We start from the raw sequence: 15562 nt of genomic DNA, 5'->3' as shown, positions 1-15562 counted from the left end.
CACTACTCGTCATCTTCAATCAAATCTATGCCCACTTCTGCTGAGGTATTGACCAATGTCGCCGAGGGGCGCACGATTCCGGTCACCGAATTGAAGAGATTTGACGAGCTCTCCCGCATGGGACGGGCTCCCCGACGAGGAGGATGTGCGTGGACGACGACCGGCCCGAGGTGCTGCTCACCGGGCTGCTCTTCTACGACCTCGTCCTCACGGGGCTCGGCGGGCCGCCGACGCCGGGCGAGGAGATCTGGACGGCCGGCATGGGCTGCGGCCCCGGCGGCATCGCCAACCTCGCGGTGGCCGCGTCCCGCTTCGGCCTCAGGACCTCGCTCGCCACGGTCTTCGGCGACGATTTCTACGGCGCCCACTGCCACGAGATCCTGGCCGGCCAGGAGGGCGTCGACCTCGGTCCGTCCCGCGTGGCGGCCGGCTGGCACACGCCGGTGACCGTCGCCCTCGCGCACGGGGACGACCGCGCCCTCGTCACCCACGGCCAGGAGCCGCCGTACTCGCAGGACGTGCTGATGGGCGACCCGCCCGAGGCGCTCACGGCGCTCGTGCACCTCGAGGCCGAGCCGCGCGCCTGGCTCGCCAAGGCGGCCGCGAACGGCACGCAGATCTACGCCGACGTCGGCTGGGACCCCACCCGGCAGTGGTCCCCCGACCTGCTCGACCAGCTCGCCCTGTGCCACGCCTTCCTGCCCAACGAGACCGAGGCGATGGCGTACACCCGCACCGACAGCGCGGTCGCCGCGCTCGGCGCGCTCGCCGAGCTGGTGCCGGTGGCCGTGGTCACGCGGGGCGCCGACGGCGCGGTCGCGGTCGACCAGGCGACCGGCGAGTACGCGGAGGTGCCCGCCCTTGACATCGATGTCCTGGACGCGACGGGCGCCGGTGACGTGTTCGGCGCGAGCTTCGTCGCCGCCTCGCTCGGCGGCTGGCCGCTCGTGGAGCGGCTGCGGTTCGCCGTCCTCGCCGCCGGGCTCTCGGTGCGCCACCACGGCGGGGCACTGGCGGCCCCCGGCTGGTACGGCGTCGACCGCTGGTGGCGCGCGCTGCGCGACCCCGACCTCAAGAGGGCGTACGGCTTCCTCGCCGACCGCGTCCCGGCGGACGTGGGGCCGCCCGTGCGCCACGCCCCGGTCACCCCGCCCGCCCCCCGGCCCTGACCGCGTCCGGGCCACGAAGACAACCTCACGCATGCCCCTCGAATTGCACCCCGTCCGCGAAGACGCGAACAGATCCGAAAGGCGGTGGGAGCTGTGCGGCTCTCACGTAGAGGCCTGCTCCGTGCGGGCCTGGCCGGTTCGGCCGCCACGGCGCTCGGCGGCCTGGCGTCCGGCTGTGCCGTTCCGACCGGTTCCACCGGCCGGAACATGGTCCTGTGGTACTGGGACGGAGGCCTGGGCGACACGGTCGTCAAGAACGCCAGGGCCCGCTACGACAGCTCGGTCGACCTGCAGGCCATCAAGATCGGTGGCTACTACCGGTCGAAGCTGATCACCACGATGGCGGGCCGCGCCCACGTCCCCGACATCGCGGGCCTGAAGGGCGAGGACATGGCGTCCTATCTGCCCAACGCCGACCAGTTCGTGGACCTGCGCACGCTCGGCGCGGAGAAGTACAGGTCCGGGTACCTGCCCTGGAAGTGGGAGCAGGGCATGGCGGACGACGGCACGATGGTCGGCTTCCCGATCGACTGCGGGCCGGTGGCGCACTTCTACCAGTACGCCGTCTTCCGGAAGGCGGGCCTGCCCTACGAGCCCGCCGACGTGTCGAAGGAGCTCGACACCTGGGAGAAGTTCTTCGCGGCGGGCGAGCGGCTCCGGCAGCGGATTCCGGGGACCTCCCTGCTCACCGACGTCAACAGCGTCTTCGAGAACGTGGTCCAGCAGGGCAGCGCGCGGTACGTCGACAAGGACCGCCACTTCATCGGCGACCAGGAGCATGTGCGCAACGCCTGGGCGCTCGCCGTGGAGGCCAAGCAGCGCAAGATCGTGTCGAACCTGGTCAACGGCACCCCGGACCAGCTGTCGGCCGTCGAGGACGGCAAGCTGCCGAGTCAGCTGGGCGCCTCCTGGGCCACCAGCGACCTGAAGAACGGCGTTCCGAAGACCAAGGGCCGCTGGCGGGTGGCCGACATGCCCGTACGGCCCTCCAACAACGGCGGTTCCTTCCTGTCGGTCACCAAGGCGTGCCGGGAACCCGAGCGGGCGTTCCAGATCATCAGCTGGATGCTCGACGCGGGGAACCAGGCGCAGGGGTTCGTGGACGCGGGCCTCTTCCCCTCGACCCCCGCCTCGTACGACCTGAAGCAGGTGCGCGAGCCGGACGAGTTCTTCGGCGGTCAGGTCACGATGGACGTCTTCGGTCCGGCCGCGCAGAAGATCGTGGTCGCCTACAACAGCCCGTTCGACGTCGCGCTCGGGCAGCCCGTCAAGGACGAGATCAAGAACGTCGGCGTCCTCGGCAAGGACCCGAAGCAGGCCTGGAGTGACGCCATGAGCAAATGCCGGCGCATCGCGAAGCACCTGGGGGTGAGCTACTGATGGCCACCCTCCCCACGCTGGAGAAGCCCCCGGCGGTCGTGGCGGACGTCCCCGTCACCCGCCCCCGCCAGGGCTTCAGGAAGTACTGGCACCTCTACGCCGCGATCTCCCCCTTCTACCTGCTCTTCTTCTGCTTCGGCCTGATCCCCGTCGGCTTCTCGCTCTACCTCTCCTTCCACCGCTGGGACGGCCTCGGCTCGATGGAGTGGGCGGGGCTGTCCCAGTACCAATACCTGCTGAGCGATTCGGAGTTCTGGAGCTCGATCGGGACCACGATCGTCATCTGGGCGCTGGCCACCTTCCCCATGATCTTCCTGGCGATGGTGACGGCCGTGATGCTGAACTCGGCGGTCCGTTTCAAGAACCTCTACCGCGTCGCCTACTTCCTGCCGAACGTCACCTCCGTCGTGGCGATCGCGATCATCTTCGGCTCGGTCTTCTCCACCAACTTCGGCCTGGTGAACGCCTTCCTCCAGGCGATCGGTCTCGACCAGATCGCCTGGCTGAACACCCCGTGGGGCATCAAGATCGCCATCGCGACGCTGATGACCTGGCAGTGGACCGGTTACAACGCGATCATCTTCCTCGCCGGACTCCAGACCGTCCCGGGCGAGCTGTACGAGGCGGCGCGCATGGACGGTGCGGGGCCGGTGCAGACCTTCTTCCGGATCACCCTGCCGATGATGCGGCCGGTGCTGCTGTTCGTGCTCGTCGTGTCGACGGTCACCGGTCTGCAGAGCTTCTCCGAGCCCCAGGTACTGCTCCAGAACACCTCGAACGACTCGACGTTCTCGGGCGGTCCGGGCCACGCCGGCCGGACGATGGTCCTCTACTTCTTCCAGCAGACCTTCGACAACAACGACTTCGGCTACGGCGCCGCCGTGGCGTGGGGCATCTTCCTCGTCGTCGTCCTCTTCTCGATCATCAACTGGCGGCTGGTGCAGCGCCGGGGCGAAGACTAGGAGGCCCGCACACCATGGCATCCATCCAAGGAACCCGGCGTACCCAGAGGATCGACGGGACGGCCCGCAGGGGGATCGCGCTGCACGCCGGCCTCGTCGTCGGCGTCCTGCTCTCGGCCTTCCCGTTCTACTGGGCCGTGATCATGTCGACGCACACGTCGTCGGAGATCTTCTCCTACCCGCCCAAGCTGCTGCCGGGCACGCACTTCCTGGAGAACCTCCGCAGCCTCTTCGACAACATCGACTTCTTCGGGTCGATGGTCAACTCGCTGCTGGTGGCGGGATCGGTGACCTTCCTGGTCCTGTTCTTCGACTCGCTGGCCGCCTTCGTCTTCGCCAAGTTCGAGTTCCCGGGCAAGCGGCTGCTGTTCGTGCTGCTCATGTTCATCTTCATGGTCCCGGCGCAGCTCCAGGCCATCCCCCAGTTCGTCATCATGGCGAAGCTCGGCTGGATCGGCTCGATGACGGCGCTGATCGTGCCGGCGGCCGCCAACGCGTTCGGCATCTTCTGGATGCGCCAGTACATGAAGGGCGCGATCCACGACGAACTCCTCGACGCCTCCCGCATCGACGGCGCGAACTTCCCGCGCCAGTACTGGCACGTGGCCCTCCCGGTGGTCCGGCCCGGCCTGGCCTTCCTCGGCATCTTCACCTTCATGGGCCAGTGGAACGACTACGCCTGGCCCCTGATCGCTCTCACCAACCCGGACAACGTGACCCTCCAGGTCGCGTTGTCCCAGCTCAACGGCACTCACGGAACCACGGACTACGGAATGGTCATGACCGGCGCACTGCTCGCCCTCGTCCCCCTGCTCGTCGTGTTCGCGATCGGCGCCCGCCAGATGATCGGCGACCTCGCGAAGGGAGCGATCAAGTGACGGATCCGCTGCTGACGCTCCGCCCCTGGGAGGCACCCGAGGTGACCTCGTGGGGACGGCTGCCCATGAACGCCGTCGACCGGCGCTCCGGAGCACACTCCCTGGACGGCGACTGGCGGTTTCAGCTGCTGTCCGCTCCGGACGCGCCGGTCGGCGGTCCCTGGTCGACGGCGGCCGTGCCCGGCGTATGGACCATGCAGACCATCCAGGGCGCTGCCGACCTTCCGCAGTACCTGAACATCCGTATGCCGTACGCGCAGTTCCCGCCCCTGTCGCCCGCCGGCAATCCGACGGGTGTGTACGAGCGGGAGGTCGAAATCCCCGCCGAGTGGGCCGGGCGCCGCATCGTGCTCCAGGTCGGGGCCGCCGAGAGCGTGCTGCTGGTGCATGTGGACGGACGGCCTGTCGGCATCTCCAAGGACTCGCATCTGGCGGCCGAGTTCGACCTGTCGGGCGTCGTACGCCCGGGCGGCCGGTCCGTGCTGCGGCTGACGGTCGTCAAGTGGTCGGACTCCTCGCACATCGAGGACCAGGACCAGTGGTGGCACGGCGGGATCACCCGCTCGGTGCTGCTGTACGCCACCGACCCGCTTCGCCTGGCCGACGTGACCGTCCGGGCGGCGCGCGACGGTGGGCTGCGGGTCGACTGCCTGGTGCGGGACGCGGGCGGGGCGCTGCCCGAGGGGTGGTACGTCAGCGGGGAGCTGGACGGGCTGCCGCTGACGCGGGACGCCGAGTTCGACCTGGCCAACGCCGAGGAGGAGCGCGTCTCCGACTTCCTCGGCGAGGCACGCCTGCGCGCGCGGGTGCCCGGGGTGCGGACCTGGACGGCCGAGACGCCCGAGCTGTACGGCCTGACGGTCCGGCTGCACCGCGCCGACGGCACCGTCGCCGACACCTCCCGCCACCGGGTCGGATTCCGCGATGTGGAGATCGTCGGCCGGGATCTGCTGGTCAACGGCGAGCGGGTCTTCATCCGGGGGGTGAACCGGCACGACTTCCACCCGCTGACGGGGCGGACGGTGTCGTCCGAGGACATGCGCGCGGACCTGGTACTGCTGAAGCGTTTCGGCTTCAACGCGATCCGCACCGCGCACTATCCGAACGACCCGGGGCTGTACGACCTCGCCGACGAACTCGGTTTCTACGTCGTCGACGAGGCGGACATCGAGTCGCACGACCACGCCCACGAGATCGCCGACGACCCGCGCTACCTGAGCGCCTTCGTCGACCGGGTCTCGCGGATGGTGCTGCGGGACAAGAACCACCCGTCGGTGATCATCTGGTCGCTGGGCAACGAGTCCGACTACGGCGCCAACCACGACGCGGCCGCGGGCTGGGTGCGCCGGCACGACCCGACCCGGCCGGTGCAGTACGAGGGGGCCGCCAAGCGCGGCTGGGCCGATCCTGGAGTGGCCTCCGACATCGCCTGCCCGATGTACGCGCCCCTGGAGGACTGCGTGGCGCACGCGCTGTCCGGGGCGCAGACCAAGCCGCTCATCCAGTGCGAGTACTCGCACGCGATGGGCAACAGCAACGGCACGCTGGCGGACCACTGGGCCGCCATCGAGGCCACCCCGGGTCTTCAGGGCGGGTTCATCTGGGAGTTCTGGGACCACGGCATCCTTCAGCGTGTGAACGACGGAAGACCGGTCGGGCGTGGGGGCGCCGGACTCTATGACAACGGTGTCGCCGCGCCCGGATACCGCTGGGCCTACGGCGGCGACTTCGGCGAGAAGGACCACGACGGCGCGTTCATCGCGGACGGCGTCGTCTTCCCGGACCGCACCCCGAAGCCGGTGATGTACGAGCACCGCGAACTCGCCGCCCCGGTACGGCTCCAGGGCGTCGGCTCCGAGGGAGTCATCCTCTCCAACCACCAGCACTTCCGCGGCCTGGAGTGGCTCACGGCCGAGTGGGAGCTGTCGCTCGCGCACGGCGGGACGCTCACCGCCCCTGCCGAGCTGCCCGAGCTGCGCCCGGGCGGGACGGCCGTGCTGCCGCTGCCGTTCGTGCTGCCGGAGGACGGCGGCGAGGCGTGGCTGACGCTGCGGGTCACGACGGCACAGGATCTGCCGTGGGCCCCGCGGGGCACCGAGGTGTGCGCGCCGCAGGTGCGGTTGCGGGCGCCGGTGCCGGTCGAGGTCGCCGCGGGTTCCGGCCGTGTCGAGATCGACGCCGACGGACTCCTCGTCCACCCCCTGCTGAGCGCCGCGCCCGCGCTGTCGCTGTGGCGGGCACCCACCGACAACGACGAGCTGGGCGGTATGGCGCTGCGCTGGCGGACCTGGGGCCTGGACGCCCTCGTGCGCAAGCTGGTGTCGGTACACCAGGAGGGCGACGGGGTGAGCGTGCTCGCCGAGTACGCGGGCACCACCGGCGTCGTCCGCCACCGGCAGGTCTTCACACCGGTCGAGGGCGGCCTCCGGATCGACGAACAGGCCGAACTTCCGCCGGAGTTCGACGACGTGGCACGCGTCGGCTCGGTCTTCGAGACGGTGCCGGGACTGGACCGGCTGGAGTGGTTCGGACAGGGCCCCTGGGAGTCGTACCCCGACCGCTGCGCAGGCGCCCCGGTGGGCCATCACCGCGCCGGGGTCGACGAGTTGTTCACCCCGTATCTGCGTCCGCAGGAGAGCGGCGGCCGGCACGGTGTGCGGAGCTTCACGCTCTCGGCACCGGACGCCACGGGCCTCGCCGTCGCGCTGGACGAGCCGCGCCAGGTCTCCGTCACGCGCTACCGCGCCGAGGACCTGACCGCCGTCACCCACCACGACCAACTCGTCCCGCGCGCCGGCTGCGTGGTGCATCTCGACGCGGCACACCGCGGCCTCGGCACCGCGTCGTGCGGCCCCGACACCTTTCCCTCCTATCTCGTCGCACCGGGCGTCCATCGCTGGAGCTGGACCCTGCGCGTCCTCTGAACCCCCTTTCCCAGCAACGGACTTCCCTACGGAGCACACGTGTGTACTTCGCATGCCCACGAACAGGGCGAGGCCGCGCAGGCCGGTGCCGGAAGACGCGGTTTCCTCCGGGCCACCGCGCTGCTCGGTGCGGCCGCCACGGCCGGCCTCGCAACTCCGGCCACCGCCGGGGCGGCCTCCGCCGAGCGGCGCCCGGACCCCGACAGCCGCCGGTTCACGCTCGCCGTCATGCCCGACACGCAGTACCTCTTCGACGGCCCGAACATCGACAAGGCACCGGTCGAGGCGTCCCTGCGCTTTCTGCTCGATCGAGGCGATGAAGGCGGTGCCGAGAACCTCGTGTTCCTGTCCCACCTCGGCGACCTCACCCAGAACGGGGCGAGGGAGGAAGTCAGCGCGATCAGCGCGGCGTTCGGGCTGCTCGACCGGCGCGGGATCGGTTACAGCGTGCTGGCCGGCAACCACGACGTGAAGTCGTCGACGACCGACCAGCGCGGCGCGACCCCGTACCTGGACGCCTTCGGTCCCCAGCGCTTCCGGGGAAAGCCCACGTTCGGCGGGGCCTCCCCCGACGGCTACAACACCTTCCATCTGTTCCGGGCGGGCGGCCGGGAGTGGATGGTGCTGGCGCTGGACTGGCGGCTGTCGGACAAGGGGTACATCTGGGCCGCCGGTGTCCTCGCCCGGCACCCGAGGACACCGGTCGTCCTGACCACGCACGAACTGGTCGCCGAGGACGACTCCCTGTCGTCATACGGGCAGCAGCTGTGGGACCGGCTGATCGAGGACCACGACCAGATCTTCCTCACCCTCAACGGCCACTACTGGCCCGCCGGCCGGGCAACGCGGAAAAACGCGGCCGGACATGACGTCCACCTGCACCTGACGAACTATCAGAACCGGTACTTCGGCGGCGCCGCGATGATCCGCCTCTACCGATTCGACCTCGACCGGAACGTCATCGACGTGGAGACGGTCTCCCCGTGGATCCTCGGCCGGGCCGCCAGGGGACTCAACGAGCTGGAGCGGCAGGAGATCGAACTGAGCGGCGACGCGGACCGGTTCACGGTCGGCATCGACTTCGCCGAGCGCTTCGCGGGCTTCGACCCGGTGCCCGCGCGCGCCGCCCGGCCCGTGGCGAAGGTGCTGGTGCGCGACACCGTCGCCTACTGGCGCTTCGACGGCCACGCCGACGGTACGGCGGTCGGCGGCACCGTCCGTGACCTGTCCGGGCGCGGCAACGACCTCAGCCTCGTCACGGTGGGCGGCGGCGCACTCACCTGGTCGGCCGACCACCACCCCGACCAACCCGGTCACGGCAGCCTGGAGTTCCAGGGATACAAGTCCCCGCTGAAGGGCGCCTACCTGCGTACGGTCGACGGCGCTCCGCTCAACTCGGCGACCTTCGAGGACGGTTACACCATCGAGGCGTTCTACCGCCTCCCCGCCGACTGGGATCCCTCGCACCACGCCTGGTCGGGCCTGGTCAGCCGGACCGGCACGGGCGGCGCCGCGGGCAGGTCCGGCGACGACCCGGACGAACCGCTCGCCACCCTCTCCCTCTCCAACGACCGGGAACCGCAGTGGGCGATGCGTCCGCTGAACCAGCAGGGCATCGCCACCAACTGGGGACAGGAGACCCCGCTGGAGACCTGGTGGCACGTCGCGGTCGTCAACGACGGCCGGCACACCACGCTGTATGTCGAGGGCTGTCCGGTGGTGCGCAACCCGAAGGCGGCGGCCGTCGGCGTCACCTCCGTCGGGCTGCCGTGGCTGCTCGGCGGTTACGAGTACGGCGGACAGATCGACCAGATCCTGCACGGCCGTCTCGGCGACGTCCGGATCGTCGCGCGGGCGCTGCCCGTCGCCTCCTTCATGAACCACTGAACCCCTCACGAGGATCACCGTGACCGAGCAGCAGCTGCCCGCCTGGGCCGATCCGTCCGTCTCACCCGCCGACCTCGACGCCCAGGGCGTGTCCAGGCGCGGACTCCTGCGCCGGGCCGGCCTGTTCGGCGCCGCGTTCGCCCTCGGCGGCGCGGCCACCCCGGCCGTCGCCGCCCCCGCCGTCGCCGCCACCGGCCGGGGCTACGGGGGCGAGGACCCACGCCTCGCCTACCTGGTGGGCGACCACCACGTCCACTCCGTCTACAGCCATGACGCGAAGTACACCTTCTCCCAGCAGGCCCGGGCCGCCGCCCGGTACGGCCTCGACTGGATGGTGTTCAACGAGCACTCCAACTTCGGGCACGCCCGGTACGGCGCCGCGCTGGAGCACAAGGAGATCCTCGGAGCCCGCGCCGCGAACCCGCGCCAGCTGATCTTCCAGGGCCTGGAGTGGTACATCCCGGCCGCGGAACACTGCACCGTGTTCGCCGCGCCCGGTCCGCACGAGGTCGACCTGCTGACGAGGTTCGAGCTCGCCTACGACGGCAAGCTGCTCGGCTACACCGAGGGAGCCGCCGGTGCGGCCGACACCGCCCGCAACGAGGCGCACGCCGTCGAGGCGATCAAGTGGCTGGCCGAGCAGCGCCGCACCGGCTACGTCGACGACGTCCTCGTCCTCGCCAACCATCCGCTGCGGCTCGGCATCGACTCCCCGCACGAGATGCGGGGCTGGCGCGACGCGGCCCCCGAGATCATGATCGGCATGGAGGGCGCGCCCGGCGCCCAGGGGGCGGCGCTCCCCGGCCGGCGCGGCGCCACGTCCATCCGCGGCGAGTACGAGAACAAGCCGTCGGCCCAGTCCTGGGCGGGCTACCCGGCGGACGCCTACCTCACGTACGGCGGCTTCGACTGGGCCACCGCGACGGTGGGCGGCCTGTGGGACTCGATGCTGGCCGAGGGCCGGCTGTTCTCGATCACCACCAACTCCGACAACCACCGGACCGTCTTCGACACCTGGAGGAACGGCGACTGGCCCGCCGGACAGAACTTCGACAACACCGGCCGGCTGCCCGACCCGGTGAACACCGACACCCCGCAGCCGGGCAGCGACTTCTGGCCCGGCCAGTTCAGCCGCACCCACGTCGGCGTGACCCGCTACGGCTACCGCGCGGTGATGACAGGTCTGCGCGAGGGACGGGTCTGGCTGGACCACGGGCATCTGCTCGACGGCCTGGAGGTCCGGCTGCGACGGGAGCACGGCAACGGACGGGGCGTCACGCTCGGCGGCCGGCTGCGGGTGCGCAAGGGCGAGAAGCTCACCCTGGACATCACCGTCACCAGCGCCTCCCGGCCCAACCCCCAGGGAATCCTGCCCGAGTTGGCGCATGTGGACGTGATCCGGGGCGCGGTGCGCGGTGCCGTCCCCGACCGCGACGCCTGGCGGGCCCCCGACACGAAGGTCGTCCACACGAAGGACGTGAGCGGCCGCAAGGGGACCTACACGCTGCGCGTCCCGGTCACCGTGGGCGACGAGTCCTGCTACCTCCGCCTGCGCGGCAGCGACGGCAACCGCAACGGCACGGGCTATCTGGGCGCCTCCGTGGACCCCCACGGCCCGATCCCCCACGAGCCGGGCAACGGCGACCCGTGGGCCGACACCTGGTTCTACGCCAACCCGATCTTCGTGGACGTCGTGAGCTGAGGCTCCCCCGAAAGGGGCGTGGGGAACTGCGCGACCGGCCACAACCGGTCCGCAGCTCCCCAGGACGTCAGCCCCTACAGCGCTACGAAGAGCACCTCACGCATAGAAACGCGACAGACTCTGCAGCACTGCCGCAGGCTTCGCGCCCCCCTCGATCTCGATGGCCCCGTCGACGGTGATCTGCACCCCGCCCGGCACCTCCTCGACCTCGGTCAGCTTCCCGGTCAGACGGATCCGCGAGCCGACCTTGACCGGCGAGGGGAACCGCACCTTGTTCAGCCCGTAGTTGACCTTCGTCGTGACGCCCTGGACGTCCAGTAGTTCGGTGAACAGCGGGATGAAGAGGGAGAGGGTGAGGTACCCGTGGGCGATGGGAGCGCCGAAGGGGCCTTCCTTCGCCCGCTCGGGGTCGACGTGGATCCACTGGTGGTCCCCGGTCGCGTCGGCGAACGTGTCGATGCGCTCCTGGGTCACCTCGATCCACTCGCTGGTGCCCAGATCGCTCCCGGCCAGCTTCTTCAGCTCGTCGAGACCGTTGACGGTGATGCTCATATGCCGTTCCTCACGGGAGAGTTGTTCAGGAGTCGGTGCCGAACCGGGAGCGCACCCGGGACTTCAGGAGCTTTCCGGAGGCGGTGCGCGGGAGTTCGTCCGCCACCACCAGCGACTTGGGGATCTTGTACTTGGCGAGCCGCCCGGCCAGCGAGGCCAGCACCTCGTCGGGGTCGAGCGAAACGCCCTCACGGGGCACGACGACCGCGCGCGGCACCTCGCCCCACTTGTCGTCGGACACGCCGATGACCGCGCACTCCACGATGTCGGGGTGGGCGAGGAGCAGGTCCTCGATCTCGGCGGGGTAGATGTTCTCCCCACCCGAGATGATCATGTCCTTGATGCGGTCGACGATGTGCACGTATCCGTCCTCGTCGACCCGGGCCGCGTCCCCGCTGCGGAACCAGCCGTCGGCGAAGGAGGCTGCCGTCTCCTCGGGCAGCCCCCAGTAGCCGGGCATGACGTGCGGCCCGCGGACGACGACCTCGCCGGTCTCGCCGACCTCGACGGGTGTGAGGTCGGGGCGCAGGACGCGTACGTCGCTGAAGAAGTGCGGGACGCCGGCCGAGCCCGCCTTGCTGACGGAGTGCTCGGCGTCCAGGAACAGCGTGCCGGGGGACGCCTCGGTCATGCCGTAGCCCTGGAGGAAGGTGAGTCCGCGTTCCTGGTAGGCGGCGATCAGCGGCGTCGACACCGGGGAGCCGCCGCAGGTCAGGATCCGCAGGCTGGACAGGTCCGCGTCCGCCCAGCGCGGATGCCGGGCCACCTGCTCGAACATCGTCGGCACCCCGAACATGAAGGTGATCCGGTGCTGTTCGATCAGGCCCAAGGTGGCCTCCGGGTCGAAGGCCTCGACCAGGACGCAGCAGCCGCCCTTGAGGAGCACCGGCAGGGTGAGCATGTTCAGGCCGGCCGTGTGGAACAACGGCGCGGAGACCAGGGCGCGTTCGTCGGCGGTCAGATCGGTGTCGACGAGGACGTTGACCGCGTTCCAGGTGAGGTTGCCGTGCGTGAGCATGGCGCCCTTGGGACGGCCGGTCGTGCCCGAGGTGTACATGATGATGCAGGTGTCGTCGGGGGTGACCGGTGTGTCGATCGGCTCGTCGGAGGCCCCGGCGAGCGCCTCCTCGTACTCGGCGCCGACCTCGACGTACGTGCGGACGTCCGTGTTCCCGGGCAGCCCGGCGACCAGGCCCGCGTGCGAGGGGCCGTAGACGAGCGCCTTGGCGCCGGAGTCGGCGAGCTGGTAGGCGATCTCGGGGCCGGCGAGGCGGGTGTTGAGGGGGACGAACACCGCGCCGAGGGTTCCGGCCGCGAACAGGGTCTCCAGGTAGGAGGGGTGGTTCGGGCCGAGGTAGGCGATGCGGTCGCCGCGTCGCACGCCCCGGGCGCGCAGGGCGTGCGCCAGGCGCGTGGTGCGTGTGTGCAGGGTGCGGTAGTCCGTCGACTGTTCACCGTGGACCAGGGCGGTGCGGTGCGGGGTCTTGCGGGCCCGGCGAGCGGGCCAGGACCCCAGTCCCTCGTTGCGCATCTTCCACGCCCCTTACGGTGTGGTCAGCCCGAGCAGACGGGCGGCGTTCTCCTTGAGGATCTTCGGCTTCACCTCGTCCTTGATCGTCAGCTTGTCGAAGTCGGCGAGCCAGCGGTCGGGGGTGAGGACGGGGAAGTCGGAGCCGAAGAGGACCTTGTCCTTCAGCAGTGTGTTCGCGTACTGCACGAGCTGCGGCGGGAAGTACTTCGGCGACCAGCCGGACAGGTCGATGTGCACGCCCGGCTTGTGCGTGGCGACGGCGAGAGCCTCGTCCTGCCAGGGGAAGGACGGATGCGCCAGGATGATCTTGAGGTGCGGGAAGTCGGCGGCCACGTCGTCCACGTGCAGCGGATTGGAGTACTTGAGCCTGATTCCGCCGCCGCCCGGGACTCCGGCGCCGATGCCCGTCTGACCGGTGTGGAACAGGGCGATGGTCCCGGTCTCCTCGATCACCTCGTAGAGGTCGTAGGCCACCGAGCGGTCGTTGGGGAAGAAGCCCTGGATGCTGGGGTGGAACTTGAAGCCCCTCACCCCGTACTCCTCGACCAGGCGCCGGGCCTGCTTCACGCCCGCCTTCCCCCGGAAGGGGTCGATGGAGGCGAACGGGATGAGGACGTCGGCGTTGGCGGCGGCGGCCTCGGCCACCTCCTCGTTCGGGACCGGCGCGGTGCCGGTCGCGGACTCGGCGTCCACCGTGAAGATCACGGCGGCCATCTTCCGCTCACGGTAGTAGCGGGCCGTCTCCTCCAGGGTGGGCTTCCGCTTGCCCTCGACCTTGAAGTAGGCGGAGGAGGCGTCGTGCAGGTCGTCGTCCAGCGAGGAGTGGCCCTTGGAGGACACCTCTGCGTGGGTGTGGACGTCGATCGCGACCAGTTCGTCGACGTTCATCGAGGGGGTCGTGGAGGGAGTGGCGGAGGGGGTCGTGGAGGGGCTCATCACGCCTCCGGGAACTTGGGGGCCGGGATGCCGACCGTCTGGAGCTCGGCACCGACCGAGGTGGGGAAGACGTCGGCCAGGGCCTCGGGCGTCCAGCCACCGTCGGCGTAGGCCGCGCGGATCTCCTGCGGATGCGACCAGAGTGCCACCTTGTCGCCGCCGATGCCGATGGCCTGGCCGGTGATGCCCCGGGCGGCCTCGGAGGCCAGGAAGGGCACCAGGGCCGCGCAGTCCTCGGGGGTGCCGAAGCCCTCGCCCTTGCGCAGGAAGTCCGGGAAGGGCTCGCCGTTCTTCAGCGCCTCGACGTACGGCGCGAAGGCGGGGATGGTCTCGGTCATCGCGGTCGCGGCGACCGGGACGATCGCGTTCACGGTGATGCCCGCGCGGCCCAGCTCCATCGACCAGGTGCGGGCGAAGGCGGCGATGCCGGCCTTGGCGGCCGCGTAGTTCGTCTGACCGAAGTTGCCCCGCTGGCCGGCCGGTGAGCCGACGAGGATCAGCGTGCCGCCCTCGCCCTGCTCGCGCATCCTCACGGCGGCGGCGCGGGCGCAGGTGAAGGTGCCCTTGAGGTGCGTGGCGATCACCGCGTCGAAGTCGTCGTCGGTCATCTTCCACAGCACCCTGTCGCGCAGGATGCCCGCGTTGGTGACCAGGATGTCGAGCCGGCCGAACTCCTCCACGGCACGGCTCACCAGCCGGTCGGCGGCCTCCGTCGTGCCGACCGGGACCACCTCGGCGACCGCCCTGCCGCCGGCCTCGACGAGGGACTTCACGGCCTGTTCGGCCACGGTCTCGTCGACGTCGTTGACGACCACGGACGCGCCGCGGGCGGCCAGGGCATGGGCGTAGGCGAGGCCGAGGCCCCGGCCGCTGCCGGTGACGACGGCGACCTTGCCGGTGAGATCGATGCTGGGCACGACGGTGTCCCTTCACATGGGGTGCTGAGTTCGGAGGTGCGGAGGTGCGGAGGTGCGGAGGTGCGGAGGTGCGGAGGTGCGGAGGTGCGACTACGAGATCGAAGCTAAGAGCAATAATTGTCGACGTCAATAGTTGTTGTCACCCGACAGGTACGTCATGCTGGAATCTGCTGCAATCTGTACGACGCACCACCCCGGAAGGGGACCGAACCCAGGGAGCCCGCCATCGCCCGCCAGGACAACGCAGTGAACGCCGCCCCGATCGACGTGGACGAGCCGTGGATGCGCGCGCTGCACGCGGACACGGGATATCTGCTGTACCGCCTGGGGCTGCGCTCGGGTCAGCTGTTCAACACGTTCCTCCAGGAGTCGGGGGTGCGGCTGCGGCACTACGCGGTGCTGCGCTTCCTCGCCACCTCCGAAGGCGCCCTCCAGCGCGAGCTGAGCGCACGGCTCGGCTACGACCCCAGCGCGATCGTCGGCCTCGTCGACGATCTGGAGAAGCTGGGCTTCGCCGAGCGCCGCCCGTCCCCGGACGACCGCCGCAGCCGGATCGTCGTTCTCACCGAGGACGGCCGCGCGTTCCTGCGCGGCACCGACGAGGCGGGCCTGCGGGTGACGAACGAGCTGCTGGACCCCCTCGACCCGGCCGAACGGGACGCGCTGCACACGCTGCTGCGGCGGATCGCCGAGGACGGACTCGGCTGATGCCGTGAGGAGGACC

General features: G+C 70.3%; 12 protein-coding genes. 8 read left to right on the top strand and 4 right to left on the bottom strand.

All coding sequences use genetic code 11. The annotated features are described in order from the left end of the window. Positions 1 to 149: 149 nt before the first annotated feature. The 7 genes from ACFWBB_RS09370 to ACFWBB_RS09340 all read left to right on the top strand — a co-directional run bounded on the left by ACFWBB_RS09370 (position 150) and on the right by ACFWBB_RS09340 (position 10902). The gene (locus ACFWBB_RS09370) at positions 150 to 1169 is read left to right on the top strand and encodes a carbohydrate kinase family protein (RefSeq protein WP_385268801.1); all 1020 of its coding nucleotides are present in this window, start codon (positions 150 to 152) and stop codon (positions 1167 to 1169) included. Between the two features lie 93 nt (positions 1170 to 1262). Further along, positions 1263 to 2549: an ABC transporter substrate-binding protein gene (locus ACFWBB_RS09365; RefSeq protein WP_385268799.1), complete on the top strand. Its 1287-nt coding sequence runs from the start codon at positions 1263 to 1265 to the stop codon at positions 2547 to 2549. Then, positions 2549 to 3511 carry a carbohydrate ABC transporter permease gene (locus tag ACFWBB_RS09360; protein WP_385268797.1) on the top strand — a complete coding sequence of 321 codons (963 nt, stop codon included), beginning with the start codon at positions 2549 to 2551 and terminating at the stop codon, positions 3509 to 3511. Before ACFWBB_RS09365 ends, ACFWBB_RS09360 begins: the two co-directional genes overlap by 1 nt. A 14-nt stretch (positions 3512 to 3525) precedes the next feature. After that, on the top strand, positions 3526 to 4389 hold the full coding sequence (locus tag ACFWBB_RS09355; RefSeq protein WP_385268795.1) for a carbohydrate ABC transporter permease: 864 nt from the start codon (positions 3526 to 3528) through the stop codon (positions 4387 to 4389). After that, a complete protein-coding gene (locus ACFWBB_RS09350) occupies positions 4386 to 7313 on the top strand; it encodes a glycoside hydrolase family 2 TIM barrel-domain containing protein (protein WP_385268793.1) in 2928 nt (975 codons plus the stop codon). The genes ACFWBB_RS09355 and ACFWBB_RS09350 overlap by 4 nt, the downstream gene beginning before the upstream one ends. 39 nt (positions 7314 to 7352) lie before the next feature. Next, on the top strand, positions 7353 to 9200 hold the full coding sequence (locus ACFWBB_RS09345; protein ID WP_385268791.1) for a LamG-like jellyroll fold domain-containing protein: 1848 nt from the start codon (positions 7353 to 7355) through the stop codon (positions 9198 to 9200). A gap of 19 nt (positions 9201 to 9219) precedes the next feature. After that, the gene (locus tag ACFWBB_RS09340) at positions 9220 to 10902 is read left to right on the top strand and encodes a histidinol-phosphatase (protein ID WP_385268789.1); all 1683 of its coding nucleotides are present in this window, start codon (positions 9220 to 9222) and stop codon (positions 10900 to 10902) included. A gap of 96 nt (positions 10903 to 10998) precedes the next feature. On the opposite strand, the gene ACFWBB_RS09335 is transcribed toward ACFWBB_RS09340, so the two are convergent. Genes ACFWBB_RS09335 through ACFWBB_RS09320 form a run of 4 tightly spaced genes read right to left on the bottom strand, consistent with a single transcriptional unit; the run spans position 10999 to position 14838 of the window. Beyond that, positions 10999 to 11454, bottom strand: coding sequence for a MaoC family dehydratase (locus ACFWBB_RS09335; protein WP_385268787.1), 456 nt, complete (start codon positions 11452 to 11454; stop codon positions 10999 to 11001). 25 nt (positions 11455 to 11479) lie between these two features. Then, positions 11480 to 12985, bottom strand: coding sequence for a long-chain fatty acid--CoA ligase (locus tag ACFWBB_RS09330; protein WP_385268785.1), 1506 nt, complete (start codon positions 12983 to 12985; stop codon positions 11480 to 11482). A 12-nt stretch (positions 12986 to 12997) separates the two neighbouring features. After that, complete coding sequence (locus ACFWBB_RS09325) at positions 12998 to 13873, bottom strand: amidohydrolase family protein (protein ID WP_385268865.1); 876 nt, start codon at positions 13871 to 13873, stop codon at positions 12998 to 13000. A gap of 47 nt (positions 13874 to 13920) precedes the next feature. Further along, on the bottom strand, positions 13921 to 14838 hold the full coding sequence (locus ACFWBB_RS09320; RefSeq protein WP_385268783.1) for an SDR family NAD(P)-dependent oxidoreductase: 918 nt from the start codon (positions 14836 to 14838) through the stop codon (positions 13921 to 13923). A 282-nt stretch (positions 14839 to 15120) separates the two neighbouring features. Here ACFWBB_RS09320 and ACFWBB_RS09315 point away from each other — a divergent pair, with 282 nt between their 5' ends. Further along, complete coding sequence (locus ACFWBB_RS09315) at positions 15121 to 15546, top strand: MarR family winged helix-turn-helix transcriptional regulator (RefSeq protein WP_385268863.1); 426 nt, start codon at positions 15121 to 15123, stop codon at positions 15544 to 15546. Positions 15547 to 15562: the final 16 nt, after the last annotated feature.

The sequence above is a fragment of the Streptomyces sp. NPDC060000 genome (assembly GCF_042737375.1).
GTDB lineage: Bacteria > Actinomycetota > Actinomycetes > Streptomycetales > Streptomycetaceae > Streptomyces.
The sequence above is the reverse complement of the archived record's forward strand: the minus strand, read 5'-3'. Positions and strand labels throughout refer to the sequence as shown.